The sequence below is a fragment of the Neisseria sp. GT4A_CT1 genome, from assembly GCF_000227275.1.
In the GTDB taxonomy this organism is placed as follows: Bacteria; Pseudomonadota; Gammaproteobacteria; order Burkholderiales; family Neisseriaceae; genus Neisseria.
The window spans coordinates 25,523-42,123 of the sequence record NZ_JH164969.1; the positions used below are offsets into that span (position 1 = coordinate 25,523).

Annotated in this window: 13 protein-coding genes, 1 tRNA gene and 1 pseudogene; 14 read left to right on the top strand and 1 reads right to left on the bottom strand. The window is 47.0% G+C overall.

Translation table 11 applies throughout. From position 1 onward, the window contains the following. The 10 genes from HMPREF1028_RS10240 to rpoC form a co-directional block, all read left to right on the top strand. Positions 1–400 (top strand): hypothetical protein (locus tag HMPREF1028_RS10240; RefSeq protein WP_009312697.1); only part of this gene is annotated, 400 nt, incomplete at its 5' end. Positions 401–406: 6 nt separating this feature from the next. Continuing rightward, positions 407–482, top strand: a tRNA-Trp gene (locus HMPREF1028_RS10245). 119 nt (positions 483–601) lie between these two features. Next, positions 602–874: a preprotein translocase subunit SecE gene (gene secE / locus HMPREF1028_RS10250; protein WP_003779769.1), complete on the top strand. Its 273-nt coding sequence runs from the start codon at positions 602–604 to the stop codon at positions 872–874. 2 nt (positions 875–876) lie between these two features. Next, entirely contained in the window at positions 877–1,410 is a 534-nt protein-coding gene (gene nusG, locus HMPREF1028_RS10255) for a transcription termination/antitermination protein NusG (RefSeq protein ID WP_003760509.1), read from the top strand. A 106-nt stretch (positions 1,411–1,516) separates the two neighbouring features. Beyond that, positions 1,517–1,951 (top strand): 50S ribosomal protein L11, encoded by a 435-nt coding sequence (rplK, locus tag HMPREF1028_RS10260; protein WP_002220151.1) that lies wholly within the window; start codon positions 1,517–1,519, stop codon positions 1,949–1,951. Further along, on the top strand, positions 1,951–2,646 hold the full coding sequence (gene rplA / locus HMPREF1028_RS10265) for a 50S ribosomal protein L1 (RefSeq protein WP_036529622.1): 696 nt from the start codon (positions 1,951–1,953) through the stop codon (positions 2,644–2,646). Before rplK ends, rplA begins: the two co-directional genes overlap by 1 nt. Positions 2,647–2,871: 225 nt before the next feature. Beyond that, positions 2,872–3,372, top strand: coding sequence for a 50S ribosomal protein L10 (gene rplJ / locus HMPREF1028_RS10270; protein ID WP_003760504.1), 501 nt, complete (start codon positions 2,872–2,874; stop codon positions 3,370–3,372). Between the two features lie 58 nt (positions 3,373–3,430). Further along, complete coding sequence (rplL, locus tag HMPREF1028_RS10275) at positions 3,431–3,802, top strand: 50S ribosomal protein L7/L12 (RefSeq protein ID WP_003677916.1); 372 nt, start codon at positions 3,431–3,433, stop codon at positions 3,800–3,802. Between the two features lie 188 nt (positions 3,803–3,990). Then, complete coding sequence (gene rpoB, locus HMPREF1028_RS10280) at positions 3,991–8,169, top strand: DNA-directed RNA polymerase subunit beta (protein ID WP_009312699.1); 4,179 nt, start codon at positions 3,991–3,993, stop codon at positions 8,167–8,169. A 169-nt stretch (positions 8,170–8,338) separates the two neighbouring features. Beyond that, the gene (gene rpoC / locus HMPREF1028_RS10285; RefSeq protein ID WP_003760500.1) at positions 8,339–12,514 is read left to right on the top strand and encodes a DNA-directed RNA polymerase subunit beta'; all 4,176 of its coding nucleotides are present in this window, start codon (positions 8,339–8,341) and stop codon (positions 12,512–12,514) included. A gap of 172 nt (positions 12,515–12,686) precedes the next feature. Here the strand turns inward: rpoC and HMPREF1028_RS15570 are convergent. Beyond that, a pseudogene (locus HMPREF1028_RS15570) lies at positions 12,687–12,749 on the bottom strand (transposase); the annotation flags it as partial. A gap of 272 nt (positions 12,750–13,021) precedes the next feature. Here HMPREF1028_RS15570 and rpsL point away from each other — a divergent pair. The 4 genes from rpsL to HMPREF1028_RS10305 all read left to right on the top strand — a co-directional run. Beyond that, positions 13,022–13,393: a 30S ribosomal protein S12 gene (rpsL, locus tag HMPREF1028_RS10290; protein WP_002218431.1), complete on the top strand. Its 372-nt coding sequence runs from the start codon at positions 13,022–13,024 to the stop codon at positions 13,391–13,393. 117 nt (positions 13,394–13,510) lie between these two features. Continuing rightward, positions 13,511–13,981, top strand: a complete 471-nt coding sequence (rpsG, locus tag HMPREF1028_RS10295) for a 30S ribosomal protein S7 (protein WP_003745196.1) — start codon at positions 13,511–13,513, stop codon at positions 13,979–13,981. An 18-nt stretch (positions 13,982–13,999) separates the two neighbouring features. Then, positions 14,000–16,105, top strand: coding sequence for an elongation factor G (gene fusA / locus HMPREF1028_RS10300; RefSeq protein WP_003760496.1), 2,106 nt, complete (start codon positions 14,000–14,002; stop codon positions 16,103–16,105). 88 nt (positions 16,106–16,193) lie between these two features. After that, on the top strand, positions 16,194–16,601 hold a 408-nt coding region (locus HMPREF1028_RS10305), incomplete at its 3' end, for a GTP-binding protein (protein WP_009312700.1).

The following is a 16,601-nucleotide window of genomic DNA, read 5'->3' on the forward strand; positions in this document are numbered from 1 at the left end:
CCGCAAACTGCTGGACGAAGGTCAAGCCGGTGACAACGTAGGCGTATTGCTGCGCGGTACCAAACGTGAAGAAGTGGAACGCGGTCAAGTATTGGCTAAACCGGGTACCATCACTCCGCACACTAAATTCAAAGCAGAAGTGTACGTATTGAGCAAAGAAGAGGGTGGTCGTCATACTCCGTTCTTCGCTAACTATCGTCCTCAATTCTACTTCCGTACTACCGACGTAACCGGCGCGGTTACTTTGGAAGAAGGTGTAGAAATGGTTATGCCTGGTGAGAACGTAGCCATTACTGTAGAACTGATTGCGCCTATCGCTATGGAAGAAGGTTTGCGCTTTGCGATTCGCGAAGGTGGCCGTACCGTAGGTGCAGGTGTGGTTTCTTCTATCATCGCTTAAGTTTAGAGGCCAATAGCTCAATTGGTAGAGTATCGGTCTCCAAAACCGAGGGTTGGGGGTTCGAGACCCTCTTGGCCTGCCAAATAAAAAATTAACCGGCCCTGTGCCGGTTAATTTTTTTGCATTTCTTTTTTAGTAATTAATTTAAACCATTGCATGAGTGAGATAGTGCGACTTTGATGCTGTGGTGAGTGAGTAAAGATGACTGAACATACATCTGAACATAAAGCAGAAAAGTCGGGTCAGCTTGTAACATCCGGCAATCATTCTACGCCGCCTAAGCGAGAAGGGCTGCTTTCCTATTTTAAAAACTCATGGTCTGAGTTTAAAAAAGTTGTTTGGCCTACGCGAGATGATGCAGTTAAGATGACGATCTTCGTCGTTATATTTGTTGCAATCTTGGCAGTATTTATTTACGCGGCAGACAGTGCTATTTCCTGGCTGTTTTTTGATGTGTTGTTGAAGAGGGGGTAAAAATGTCAAAACGTTGGTATGTTGTGCAGGCTTATTCCGGCTTTGAGAAAAATGTCCAGAAGACCCTAAAAGAGCGTATCGCTCGCGAAGGCATGGAAGGTTATTTCGGTCAGATTCTTGTTCCGGTTGAAGAAGTGGTCGATATTAAAAATGGTCGTAAAACCATTAGCGAGCGTAAGTTTTATCCGGGCTATGTTTTGGTCGAAATGGAAATGACCGATGACTCATGGCATTTGGTGAAAAGTACCCCTCGAGTTTCAGGCTTTATTGGTGGTACGGCAAATAAGCCTACTCCGATTTCTCAAAGAGAAGCTGATGCAATCTTGCAACAGGTTCGTTCTGGGGTTGAGAAGCCTAAACCTAAAGTTGAATTTGAAGTGGGACAGCAAGTTCGTGTAAACGAAGGACCTTTTGCTGACTTCAACGGTATTGTAGATGAAGTGAATTATGAGCGTAATAAATTGAGGGTTTCTGTTCAGATTTTTGGTCGTGAAACCCCGGTTGAGCTGGAGTTTGGTCAAGTAGAAAAGATTTAAGTTTTTAAATCCCTTGAAAAAAAATCTCTAAGTAAATATAATACTGAATTCTTTTTTGGGAAGCGGAAATGGTTCCGCGCTATACCCGTTTTTAGGAGTCCTATAAGTGGCAAAGAAAATTATCGGCTACATCAAACTGCAAATTCCTGCAGGTAAAGCCAATCCATCTCCCCCAGTTGGTCCTGCTTTGGGTCAACGTGGTCTGAATATTATGGAATTCTGTAAAGCATTTAATGCTGCAACTCAAGGCATGGAGCCTGGTTTGCCGATTCCAGTTGTAATTACTGCTTTTGCGGATAAGTCATTCACTTTTGTGATGAAAACTCCTCCAGCCTCTATTCTGTTGAAAAAAGCTGCTGGTCTGCAAAAAGGTAGTTCTAATCCTCTGACAAATAAAGTGGGTAAATTGACCCGTGCTCAGTTGGAAGAAATTGCTAAAACTAAAGAGCCTGATTTGACTGCTGCTGATTTGGATGCCGCTGTTCGCACTATTGCTGGTTCTGCTCGTTCAATGGGTTTGGATGTGGAGGGTGTTGTATAATGGCTAAAGTATCTAAACGCTTGAAAGCTTTGCGCTCTTCTGTTGAGGCCAATAAATTATATGCAATTGATGAAGCAATTGCTTTGGTAAAAAAAGCAGCGACTGCTAAATTTGACGAGTCTGTTGACGTATCTTTCAACTTGGGTGTTGATCCGCGTAAATCTGACCAAGTTATCCGTGGTTCAGTTGTTCTGCCTAAAGGTACCGGTAAAACAACCCGCGTAGCAGTATTTACTCAAGGTGCAAATGCTGATGCAGCTAAAGAAGCTGGTGCTGATGTTGTCGGCTTTGAAGATTTGGCTGCTGAGATCAAAGCAGGTAATCTGAACTTTGACGTTGTTATTGCTTCTCCTGATGCAATGCGCATCGTTGGTCAATTGGGTACCATCTTGGGTCCACGTGGCTTGATGCCAAACCCTAAAGTGGGTACTGTTACTCCTAATGTGGCTGAAGCAGTTAAAAATGCAAAAGCAGGTCAAGTGCAATATCGTACAGACAAAGCTGGTATCGTTCATGCAACTATCGGTCGTGCTTCATTCGCTGAGGCTGATTTGAAAGAGAACTTTGATGCATTGCTGGATGCTATCGTTAAAGCTAAACCTGCTGCTGCTAAAGGTCAGTATCTGAAAAAAGTTGCTGTATCCAGTACTATGGGTTTAGGTGTTCGCGTTGATACATCAAGCGTGAATGACTAATCTAAGAAATTTTCAAGCAACTCTTTCTGAGTTGCTTGAATTTGGGCTACTTAGAATTAAGTAGATGTCCAAGACCGTAGGGATCGCAAGATTTAATCGTAACTGCCCTACGCAGACGGTAGTCCTGAAACACATTGCAAGATTGCTTGTAAGATGTCTTTTTAGGTTACCGCGCTGGTGGGATATCATTCCGATATCCTGTTTATAAACAGTGGGAGGTAGACCTTGAGTCTCAATATTGAAACCAAGAAAGTAGCCGTAGAGGAAATCAGCGCAGCAATTGCTAACGCTCAGACTCTCGTGGTTGCTGAATATCGCGGTATCAGTGTTTCCAGTATGACTGAGCTTCGCGCTAATGCGCGTAAAGAAGGCGTTTACTTGCGTGTTCTGAAAAATACATTGGCTCGTCGTGCAGTAGAGGGTACTTCATTCGCAGCTTTGGCTGATCAAATGGTTGGTCCGTTGGTTTATGCTGCTTCTGAAGATGCTGTTGCTGCTGCTAAAGTGTTGCACCAATTCGCGAAAAAAGATGACAAGATTGTAGTTAAAGCCGGTTCTTACAATGGTGAAGTGATGAATGCTGCTCAGGTTGCTGAGTTGGCTTCTATTCCGAGCCGCGAAGAGCTGTTGTCCAAACTGTTGTTCGTTATGCAAGCTCCTGTATCAGGCTTTGCGCGCGGTTTGGCTGCTTTGGCAGAGAAAAAAGCAGGCGAAGAAGCCGCTTAATCAATTTTGTTTCTGTTAATCAATTATTTTTTAATACAATATTTGGAGTATAAATAGCATGGCTATTACTAAAGAAGACATTTTGGAAGCAGTTGGTTCTTTGACCGTAATGGAATTGAACGACTTGGTTAAAGCTTTTGAAGAAAAATTCGGCGTTTCTGCTGCTGCTGTTGCAGTTGCAGGTCCTGCTGGTGCTGGTGCTGCTGCCGCTGAAGAAAAAACTGAATTTGACGTAGTATTGGCTTCTGCCGGTGACCAAAAAGTTGGCGTGATTAAAGTAGTTCGCGCAATTACCGGTCTGGGTCTGAAAGAAGCTAAAGACATCGTTGATGGTGCACCTAAGACTCTTAAAGAAGGTGTTTCTAAAGCTGAAGCTGAAGACATTCAAAAACAATTGGAAGAAGCCGGCGCTAAAGTCGAAATCAAATAATTTGATGCTTCCTGTTAAGGCTGGCAGTTTTTCTGCCAGCCTTATTTTGCTTATTGTTATTAGGTTAATTTGTTATTTACATTTATTTGCAATTTATTCGCAAGCTAAGTTTAAATAAATGTAAATAACACAAACAATAGGCGTTATTTCAGACGACCTCTTTTTTAAAATTGCTTTTCGGAGTGTATATGAACTATTCGTTTACCGAGAAAAAACGTATCCGTAAGAGTTTTGCAAAACGAGAGAACGTATTGGACGTTCCCTTTTTGTTGGCAACACAAATTGATTCTTATGCGAAATTTCTGCAATTAGAAAATGCTTTTGATCAGCGCACTGACGATGGTCTGCAGGCTGCATTTAATTCTATTTTCCCTATCGTAAGTCACAACGGTTATGCGCGTCTGGAGTTTGTGCATTACACGTTGGGTGAGCCTTTGTTCGATATTCCTGAATGTCAATTGCGCGGAATCACTTATGCCGCCCCCCTGCGCGCGCGTATCCGATTGGTTATTTTAGACAAGGAAGCGTCTAAACCGACAGTCAAAGAAGTTCGTGAAAATGAAGTGTACATGGGCGAAATCCCATTGATGACTCCAAGCGGTTCGTTTGTCATTAACGGTACCGAACGTGTGATTGTTTCTCAGTTGCACCGTTCTCCTGGCGTGTTCTTTGAGCATGACCGTGGTAAAACCCATTCCTCCGGTAAATTGTTGTTCTCTGCTCGAATCATTCCTTACCGTGGTTCGTGGTTGGATTTCGAATTTGACCCGAAAGATTTGCTGTATTTCCGTATCGACCGTCGCCGTAAAATGCCGGTTACGATTTTGTTGAAGGCCTTGGGCTACAACAATGAGCAGATCTTGGATATTTTCTACGATAAAGAAACGTTCTATCTGTCTGAAAATGGTGTCCAAACTGATTTGGTTGTAGGTCGTCTGAAAGGTGAAACTGCCAAAGTTGATATCTTGGATAAAGAAGGCAACGTCTTGGTTGCTAAGGGTAAACGTATTACCGCAAAAAATATCCGTGATATTAGCAATGCGGGATTAACCCGTTTGGATGTGGAGCCGGAAAGCCTGATTGGCAAAGCTTTGGCCGCGGATTTGATTGACCCTGAAACGGGTGAAGTATTGGCTGTTGCCAACGATGAAATCACTGAAGAGTTTTTGGCAAAATTTGATATCCATGGTGTAAAACAACTTACTACGCTTTACATTAATGAATTGGATCAAGGTGGCTATATTTCCAATACTCTGCGTACTGATGAGACTGCTGATCAGCAAGCAGCGCGTGTTGCGATTTACCGCATGATGCGCCCGGGCGAACCGCCTACCGAGGAAGCAGTCGAGCAGTTGTTTAACCGCTTGTTCTTCAGTGAAGACAGCTACGATTTGTCTCGCGTAGGCCGTATGAAATTCAATACGCGTACTTATGAACAAAAATTGTCTGAAGCACAACAACATTCTTGGTATGGCCGTTTGTTGAACGAAACTTTCGCAGGTGCTGCCGAAAAAGGCGGTTATGTCCTGAGCGTTGAAGATATTGTTGCCTCAATTGCTACTTTGGTTGAATTGCGTAACGGTCATGGCGAAGTGGACGATATTGACCACTTGGGTAACCGTCGCGTGCGTTCGGTAGGTGAGTTGACTGAAAACCAATTCCGCAGCGGGTTGGCTCGTGTGGAACGTGCCGTAAAAGAACGCCTGAATCAAGCGGAATCAGAAAACTTAATGCCGCATGATTTGATTAATGCGAAACCTGTTTCTGCCGCCATCAAAGAATTCTTCGGCTCAAGCCAATTGAGTCAGTTTATGGATCAGACCAACCCCTTGTCTGAAGTAACCCATAAACGCCGTGTATCTGCGTTAGGCCCGGGTGGTTTGACCCGTGAACGTGCCGGTTTCGAGGTGCGAGACGTGCATCCGACTCACTATGGCCGCGTATGTCCGATTGAAACGCCTGAAGGTCCGAACATCGGTTTGATTAACTCATTGTCCGTTTATGCACGTACCAATGATTATGGTTTCTTGGAAACTCCTTATCGCCGCGTTATCGACGGCAAAGTAACCGAGGAAATCGATTACTTGTCTGCTATCGAAGAAGGCCGCTATGTGATTGCACAGGCGAATGCTGATTTGGACAAAGACGGTAATTTGATTGGTGACTTGGTCACTTGTCGTGAAAAAGGCGAAACCATTATGGCAACGCCTGACCGTGTGCAATATATGGACGTGGCAACCGGTCAAGTGGTATCTGTAGCGGCATCTCTGATTCCGTTCTTGGAGCACGATGATGCGAACCGTGCATTGATGGGTGCCAACATGCAACGTCAGGCCGTACCGTGCCTGCGTCCTGAAAAACCGATGGTTGGTACCGGTATCGAACGTTCTGTTGCCGTTGACTCTGCTACTGCAATCGTTGCCCGTCGCGGCGGTGTGGTTGAGTATGTAGATGCCAACCGTGTTGTGATTCGTGTTCATGACGACGAAGCGACTGCCGGTGAGGTAGGTGTCGATATTTACAACTTGGTTAAATTCACCCGTTCCAACCAATCTACCAATATCAACCAACGTCCTGCGGTCAAAGCCGGCGACGTTTTGCAACGCGGCGATTTGATTGCTGACGGTGCATCCACCGATCTGGGTGAATTGGCTTTGGGTCAGAACATGACCATCGCTTTCATGCCGTGGAACGGTTATAACTATGAAGACTCGATTCTGATTTCCGAAAAAGTGGCTGCGGACGACCGCTATACTTCGATTCACATTGAGGAATTGAATGTCGTTGCCCGCGATACCAAGCTGGGTGCAGAAGATATTACCCGCGATATTCCGAATTTGTCCGAGCGTATGCAAAACCGTTTGGATGAATCCGGTATCGTTTACATCGGTGCGGAAGTGGAAGCCGGCGATGTATTGGTTGGTAAAGTAACGCCTAAAGGCGAAACCCAACTGACTCCGGAAGAAAAACTGTTGCGCGCCATCTTCGGTGAAAAAGCATCCGACGTAAAAGACACCTCTTTGCGTATGCCTACCGGTATGAGCGGTACGGTTATCGACGTTCAAGTCTTTACCCGCGAAGGTATCCAACGCGACAAACGTGCTCAATCCATTATTGATTCTGAGCTGAAACGTTACCGTCAAGACTTGGGCGACCAGTTGCGTATTTTCGATAACGACGCATTCGACCGTATTGAGCGTATGATCGTCGGCCAAAAAGCCAACGGTGGTCCAATGAAGCTGGCCAAAGGCAGCGAAATCTCGACAGAGTATCTGGCGGGTCTGCCTAGCAAACACGATTGGTTCGATATCCGTTTGGCTGATGAAGATTTGGCCAAACAATTAGAACTGATTAAATTGAGTCTGCAACAAAAACGCGAAGAAGCGGACGAGTTGTACGAAATCAAGAAGAAAAAACTGACCCAAGGCGACGAACTGCAGCCTGGCGTACAAAAAATGGTGAAAGTCTTTATCGCCATCAAACGCCGTCTGCAAGCCGGTGACAAAATGGCGGGCCGCCACGGTAACAAAGGTGTGGTATCGCGTATTCTGCCAGTTGAAGATATGCCGTACATGGCGGACGGTCGTCCTGTGGACATCGTACTGAACCCGTTGGGCGTACCTTCCCGTATGAATATCGGTCAGATTTTGGAAGTTCACTTGGGTTGGGCAGCAAAAGGTATCGGCGAGCGTATCGACCGTATGCTGAAAGAACAACGCAAAGCCAGCGAGTTGCGCGAGTTCTTGAACAAACTCTACAACGGCAGCGGTAAGAAAGAAGATTTGGATGCCTTGACTGATGAAGAAATCATCGAACTGGCTTCCAACCTGCGTAAAGGCGCATCTTTCGCATCACCGGTGTTTGACGGTGCGAAAGAATCCGAAATCCGCGAAATGCTGAATTTGGCTTATCCAAGCGATGATCCTGAAGTTGAAAAATTGGGCTTTAACGACAGCAAAACCCAAATCACGCTGTATGACGGACGCTCTGGCGAACCGTTTGACCGCAAGGTAACAGTAGGTGTGATGCACTATCTGAAGCTGCACCACTTGGTTGACGAAAAAATGCACGCGCGTTCTACCGGTCCGTATAGTTTGGTTACTCAACAGCCTCTGGGCGGTAAAGCTCAGTTCGGTGGCCAACGTTTCGGTGAGATGGAGGTTTGGGCGCTGGAAGCATACGGCGCAGCCTACACGCTGCAAGAGATGTTGACTGTGAAGTCCGACGACGTAACAGGCCGTACCAAAATGTACGAGAACATCGTCAAAGGCGAACACAAAATCGATGCCGGTATGCCTGAGTCCTTCAACGTATTGGTTAAAGAGATTCGCTCACTGGGCTTGGATATCGATTTGGAACGTTACTAAACAGAAGTTTTCAGACGACCTCTCTAGGCCGTCTGAAAAAGCGGTTGCAGAATAAGAATGAATTAATCGGAATCTGAAAGAAAATATCAGGTCGTCTGAAACCGCAACGTACCGTTTCCAATATCGAAAATCCGCCATGCGGTAAAAATACTTCCTTCAAGGAGCAAAAATGAATTTGTTGAACTTATTTAATCCGTTGCAAACTGCCGGCATGGAAGAAGAGTTTGATGCCATCAAAATCGGCATTGCTTCTCCCGAAACCATCCGTTCATGGTCTTACGGCGAAGTTAAAAAGCCTGAAACCATCAACTATCGTACGTTCAAACCTGAGCGTGACGGTCTGTTCTGCGCCAAAATCTTTGGTCCGGTCAAAGACTACGAATGCTTGTGCGGAAAATATAAACGCTTGAAATTTAAAGGTGTAACCTGTGAAAAATGTGGCGTGGAAGTGACTTTGTCCAAAGTACGCCGCGAACGCATGGGTCATATCGAATTGGCCGCACCTGTTGCACACATTTGGTTCTTGAAATCCCTGCCTTCTCGTTTGGGCATGGTGTTGGACATGACTTTGCGCGACATTGAACGCGTATTGTACTTTGAAGCATTTGTTGTGACCGACCCCGGCATGACTCCGCTGCAACGCCGTCAATTGCTGACTGAAGATGACTACTACAACAAACTGGACGAATACGGCGACGATTTCGATGCCAAAATGGGTGCGGAAGGTATCCGCGAATTGTTGCGCACCTTGGATGTAGCAGGCGAAATCGAAATCCTGCGCCAAGAGCTTGAGTCGACCGGTTCAGATACCAAAATCAAAAAAATCGCCAAACGCTTGAAAGTGTTGGAAGCCTTCCACCGTTCCGGTATGAAACTGGAGTGGATGATTATGGACGTGCTGCCAGTATTGCCGCCTGATTTGCGTCCTTTGGTGCCGTTGGATGGCGGTCGTTTTGCCACTTCCGATTTGAACGATTTATACCGTCGCGTCATCAATCGGAACAATCGTCTGAAACGCCTGCTGGAACTGCACGCTCCTGACATCATTGTCCGCAACGAAAAACGTATGTTGCAAGAAGCAGTTGACTCGCTGTTGGATAACGGCCGTCGCGGTAAAGCCATGACCGGTGCCAACAAACGTCCGTTGAAATCATTGGCAGACATGATTAAAGGTAAGGGCGGTCGTTTCCGTCAAAACCTGCTGGGTAAACGTGTGGACTACTCCGGTCGTTCCGTGATTACCGTAGGTCCATACCTGCGTCTGCACCAATGCGGTCTGCCGAAAAAAATGGCTTTGGAACTGTTCAAACCGTTCATTTTCCATAAACTGGAAAAACAAGGTCTGGCCTCTACCGTTAAAGCAGCGAAAAAATTGGTAGAACAAGAAGTACCAGAAGTATGGGACATCTTGGAAGAAGTCATCCGCGAACATCCGATTATGCTGAACCGTGCGCCGACCCTGCACCGTTTGGGTATTCAAGCGTTTGAACCCATCCTGATTGAAGGTAAAGCCATTCAGTTGCATCCGTTGGTATGTGCCGCATTTAACGCCGACTTTGACGGTGACCAAATGGCGGTACACGTTCCATTGAGCTTAGAAGCGCAAATGGAAGCGCGCACCCTGATGCTGGCTTCAAACAACGTATTGTCTCCTGCAAACGGCGAACCGATTATCGTACCTTCCCAAGACATCGTATTGGGCCTGTACTACATGACCCGCGACCGCATCAATGCCAAAGGTGAGGGCAGTCTGTTTGCTGATGTGAAAGAAGTGCATCGTGCATACCATACCAAACAGGTTGAACTGGGTACGAAAATTACCGTACGTCTGCGTGAATGGGTGAAAAACGAAGCTGGCGAATTCGAGCCAGTCGTTACCCGTTACGAAACGACTGTCGGTCGTGCATTGTTGAGCGAAATCCTGCCTAAAGGCCTGCCGTTCGAATACATCAACAAAGCGCTGAAGAAAAAAGAAATTTCCAAGCTGATTAACGCATCGTTCCGCTTATGCGGTTTGCGCGATACGGTTATCTTCGCCGACCACTTGATGTATACCGGTTTCGGATTCGCAGCCAAAGGCGGTATTTCCATTGCTGTTGACGACATGGAGATTCCGAAAGAAAAAGCAGCCTTGTTGGCTGAAGCCAATGCCGAGGTTAAAGAAATCGAAGACCAATACCGTCAAGGTTTGGTAACCAACGGCGAACGCTACAACAAAGTGGTGGATATTTGGGGTCGTGCCGGCGATAAAATCGCTAAAGCGATGATGGATAACTTGTCCAAACAAAAAGTTATCGATCGTGATGGCAACGAAGTCGATCAAGAGTCATTCAACTCCATCTATATGATGGCAGACTCTGGTGCTCGTGGTTCTGCGGCTCAGATTAAACAGTTGTCTGGTATGCGTGGCTTGATGGCAAAACCAGACGGCTCGATTATTGAAACGCCGATTACCTCAAACTTCCGCGAAGGTCTGACCGTATTACAATACTTTATTGCGACACACGGTGCGCGTAAGGGTTTGGCGGATACCGCATTGAAAACCGCGAACTCCGGTTACCTGACCCGTCGTCTGGTAGACGTAACTCAAGACTTGGTCGTTGTTGAAGACGATTGTGGCACTTCAGACGGCTTTGTCATGAAGGCAGTCGTACAAGGCGGTGATGTGATTGAAGCATTGCGCGATCGTATTTTGGGTCGTGTTACCGCGTCTGACGTTGTCGATCCGTCAAGTGGCGAGACCTTGGTTGAAGCCGGTACGTTGTTGACTGAAAAACTGGTGGATATGATTGACCAATCTGGTGTCGATGAAGTCAAAGTCCGTACCCCAATTACTTGTAAAACCCGCCATGGCTTGTGTGCGCACTGTTACGGTCGCGATTTGGCACGCGGCAAATTGGTTAATGCCGGAGAAGCAGTCGGCGTGATTGCCGCTCAGTCTATCGGTGAACCGGGTACCCAGTTGACCATGCGTACGTTCCACATCGGTGGTGCGGCATCCCGTGCGGCAGCAGCCAGCCAAGTTGAAGCCAAATCCAACGGTACCGCACGATTCAGCAGCCAAATGCGTTATGTTGCCAACAACAAAGGCGAATTGGTTGTTATCGGCCGCTCTTGCGAAGTCGTTATCCATGATGACATCGGTCGTGAACGCGAACGCCACAAAGTACCTTACGGTGCTATCTTGATGGTTCAAGACGGTGAAGCCATCAAAGCCGGTCAAACGTTGGCAACCTGGGATCCGCATACCCGTCCGATGATTACCGAACACGCAGGTTGGGTGAAATTCGAAAATGTTGAAGAGGGTGTAACCGTTGCCAAACAAACTGACGATGTAACCGGTTTGTCCACTTTGGTGGTTATTGACGGCAAACGCCGCTCCGGCAGTGCATCCAAACTGCTGCGTCCTACTGTAAAACTGTTGGATGAAAACGGTCTGGAAATCTGCATTCCGGGTACCTCTACTCCGGTATCTATGGCATTCCCTGTGGGTGCAGTGATTACCGTGCGCGAAGGTCAGGAAGTTGGTAAAGGCGACGTATTGGCGCGTATCCCGCAAGCCTCTTCCAAAACCCGCGATATTACCGGTGGTCTGCCGCGCGTTGCCGAGTTGTTTGAAGCACGTGTGCCGAAAGATGCAGGTATGTTGGCAGAAATCACCGGTACCGTTTCATTCGGTAAAGAGACTAAAGGCAAACAGCGTCTGATTATCACTGATGTAGACGGCGTAGCATACGAGACTTTGATTTCCAAAGAGAAACAAATTTTGGTGCACGACGGTCAAGTGGTAAACCGTGGCGAAACCATTGTGGACGGAGCGGTAGATCCTCATGATATTCTGCGTTTGCAAGGTATCGAAGCACTGGCGCGTTATATCGTTCAAGAAGTGCAAGAGGTTTACCGTCTTCAAGGTGTGAAGATTTCCGATAAACACATCGAAGTCATCATCCGTCAGATGCTGCGCCGTGTGAATATTGTCGATTCAGGTGAAACCGAATTCATTACCGGTGAGCAAGTCGAACGCGGTGATGTCATGACAGCCAATGAAAAAGCTTTGGAAGAAGGCAAAGAACCAGCACGTTACGAAAACGTATTGTTGGGTATTACCAAAGCCTCCTTGTCAACCGACAGCTTCATTTCTGCCGCATCGTTCCAAGAAACGACCCGCGTTCTGACCGAAGCTGCCATTATGGGCAAACAAGACGAGTTGCGTGGTCTGAAAGAGAACGTAATCGTAGGTCGTCTGATTCCTGCCGGTACTGGTTTGACCTACCACCGCAGCCGTCGCCAGCAATGGCAGGAAGCGGAGCAAGAAGCTTCCGAAATCGAAGCAACAGATGAATAATCCGTAGGATGTTTGTTTGAAAGAAAACCGCAAGGCAATATCACTTGCGGTTTTCTTTTTCAGACGACCTGTGTGGATTATAGTGGCTTAACTTTAAACCAGTACGGCGTTGCCTCGCCTTAGCTCAAAGAGAACGATTCTCTAAGGTGCTGAAGCACCAAGTGAATCGGTTCCGTACTATCTGTACTGTCTGCGGCTTCGTCGCCTTGTCCTGATTTAAATTTAATCCACTATATCAATGCCGTTGTGAAAAGTACGGTAGGAAGGGTGGCTCTAATGGAGTTGCGAATTGACTTATTTTTGATAAAGGTCGTCTGAAATAGGGAGTGCAGAGTTTGAGAACTCTTTATCCATTTCAGACGACCTCAGTTGCTAAATAGTTCTTAGTAAATACAAAATACCAACTTTTCTCTACCGTTTGCTTGACTAAACTCTTGCAATAAAAATATAATTCCACTCTTGCCGACATGGTGTCGGCAAGTATTTAACTCAACAGGACGAGAAAATATGCCAACTATCAACCAATTGGTACGCAAAGGCCGTCAAAAGCCCGTGTACGTAAACAAAGTGCCTGCGCTGGAAGCCTGCCCGCAAAAACGCGGCGTATGCACCCGTGTATACACGACTACCCCTAAAAAACCTAACTCTGCATTGCGTAAAGTATGTAAAGTTCGCCTGACCAACGGTTTTGAAGTGATTTCATACATCGGCGGTGAAGGCCACAACCTGCAAGAGCACAGCGTCGTACTGATTCGCGGCGGTCGTGTAAAAGACTTGCCGGGTGTGCGTTACCACACTGTACGCGGTTCTTTGGATACCGCAGGTGTTAAAGACCGTAAACAAGCCCGTTCTAAATACGGTGCTAAGCGTCCTAAATAATTACAGGGACTTAAATAGGCACGTCGGCCGCCTAAGCTGAACAACGGCCGAGTAAGTGAATACTCTATTGGGTATTCATGGGAATTGACCCGACTGAATAGATTAAAGGAAATTAAAATGCCAAGACGTAGAGAAGTCCCCAAGCGCGATGTATTGCCTGATCCTAAATTCGGCAGCGTCGAGCTGACTAAATTCATGAACGTATTGATGATTGACGGTAAAAAATCTGTTGCCGAGCGTATCGTTTACGGTGCGTTGGAGCAAATTGAGAAAAAAACCGGCAAAGCAGCAATCGAAGTATTCAATGAAGCCATTGCAAACGCCAAACCTATCGTGGAAGTGAAAAGCCGCCGTGTAGGTGGTGCAAACTACCAAGTTCCTGTTGAGGTTCGTCCTTCACGCCGTCTGGCTCTTGCAATGCGCTGGGTTCGCGATGCGGCCCGCAAACGTGGTGAGAAATCCATGGACCTGCGTTTGGCAGGCGAGTTGATTGATGCGTCCGAAGGCCGCGGCGGTGCGTTGAAAAAACGTGAAGAAGTACATCGCATGGCTGAAGCCAACAAAGCATTCTCTCACTTCCGTTTCTAATTTTGAAAGGCTAATAAAATGGCTCGTAAGACCCCGATCAGCCTGTACCGCAACATCGGTATTTCCGCCCATATTGACGCGGGTAAAACCACGACTACAGAACGTATTTTGTTCTATACTGGTTTGACCCACAAATTGGGCGAGGTACATGATGGCGCGGCTACTACCGACTACATGGAACAAGAGCAAGAACGTGGTATTACCATTACCTCTGCTGCCGTTACTTCCTACTGGTCAGGTATGGCGAAACAATTCCCCGAACACCGCTTCAACATTATTGACACCCCGGGACACGTTGACTTTACCGTAGAGGTAGAGCGTTCTATGCGTGTATTGGATGGTGCGGTAATGGTTTACTGCGCGGTGGGTGGTGTTCAACCTCAATCTGAAACCGTATGGCGTCAAGCCAACAAATACCAAGTGCCACGCTTGGCGTTTGTAAATAAAATGGACCGTCAAGGTGCCAACTTCTTCCGCGTTGTCGAGCAAATGAAAACCCGTTTGCGCGCAAACCCAGTTCCTATCGTCATTCCGGTAGGTGCAGAAGACAGTTTCACCGGTGTTGTTGACCTGCTGAAAATGAAATCTATCATCTGGAATGAAGCCGATAAAGGTACAACCTTTACCTATGGCGACATTCCCGCTGAATTGGTTGAAACTGCTGAAGAATGGCGTCAAAACATGATTGAAGCCGCAGCTGAAGCCAGCGAAGAATTGATGGATAAATATTTGGGCGGCGACGAGCTGACCGAGGAAGAAATCGTAGGCGCATTGCGTCAACGTACTTTGGCAGGCGAAATTCAGCCGATGTTGTGTGGTTCCGCATTTAAAAACAAAGGTGTTCAACGGATGTTGGACGCAGTTGTAGAATTGCTGCCTGCTCCTACCGATATTCCTCCGGTTCAAGGTGTTAACCCTAACACTGAAGAAGCCGACAGCCGCCAAGCCAGCGATGAAGAGAAATTCTCTGCATTAGCGTTCAAAATGTTGAACGACAAATACGTTGGTCAGCTGACTTTCATCCGCGTTTACTCCGGTGTCGTGAAATCCGGTGATACCGTATTGAACTCTGTAAAAGGCACTCGTGAACGTATCGGTCGTTTGGTACAAATGACTGCTGCAGACCGTACTGAAATCGAGGAAGTACGTGCTGGCGACATCGCAGCCGCTATCGGTCTGAAAGACGTTACTACCGGTGAAACCTTGTGTGCAGAAAGCGCGCCGATCATCTTGGAACGTATGGAATTCCCTGAGCCGGTAATCCATATTGCCGTTGAGCCGAAAACCAAAGCCGACCAAGAGAAAATGGGTATCGCCCTGAACCGTCTGGCTAAGGAAGACCCTTCTTTCCGTGTCCGTACAGACGAGGAATCCGGTCAAACCATTATTTCCGGTATGGGTGAGCTGCACTTGGAAATTATTGTTGACCGTATGAAACGCGAATTCGGCGTGGAAGCGAATATCGGTGCGCCTCAAGTGGCTTACCGCGAAACCATCCGCAAAGAAGTCGAAGCCGAATACAAACACGCCAAACAATCCGGTGGTAAAGGTCAATACGGTCACGTTGTGATCAAAATGGAACCTATGGAGCCGGGTGGTGCAGGCTACGAATTTATCGACGAAATTAAAGGTGGTGTGATTCCTCGCGAATTCATTCCGTCTGTCGATAAAGGTATCCGCGATACCCTGCCTAACGGTATCGTTGCAGGTTACCCAGTAGTTGACGTACGCGTACGTTTGATCTTCGGTTCTTCACACGACGTCGACTCCTCTCAACTGGCCTTCGAATTGGCTGCTTCCCAAGCCTTCAAAGAAGGTATGCGTAAAGCCAATCCTGCTCTGCTTGAGCCAATCATGGCAGTTGAAGTGGAAACCCCTGAAGAATACATGGGTGACGTAATGGGCGACTTGAACCGTCGTCGCGGCGTCGTATTGGGTATGGATGATGACGGTATCGGAGGTAAAAAAGTCCGTGCCGAAGTACCTCTGGCAGAAATGTTCGGTTATTCTACCGACCTGCGTTCTGCAACCCAAGGCCGCGCTACTTACTCTATGGAGTTCAAGAAATATTCTGAAGCTCCTGCCCACATAGCTGCTGCTGTAACTGAAGCCCGTAAAGGCTAATCAGGCAAATAGGTCGTCTGAAAGGCTGAAATGATTTTTCAGACGACCTCTGTTCTTTAATCGATCTTTAATGTAAAGGAATTAGCTCATGGCAAAGGAAAAATTTGAACGTAGCAAACCGCACGTAAACGTTGGCACCATCGGTCACGTTGACCATGGTAAAACCACCCTGACTGCTGCTTTGACTACTATTTTGGCTAAAAAATTCGGCGGTGCTGCAAAAGCTTACGACCAAATCGATAACGCTCCCGAAGAAAAAGCCCGCGGTATTACCATTAATACCTCACACGTAGAATACGAAACCGAAACCCGCCACTACGCACACGTAGACTGCCCGGGACACGCCGACTACGTTAAAAACATGATTACCGGTGCCGCACAAATGGACGGCGCAATCTTGGTATGTTCCGCTGCCGACGGTCCTATGCCGCAAACCCGCGAACACATCCTGTTGGCCCGCCAAGTAGGCGTACCTTACATCATCGTGTTCATGAAT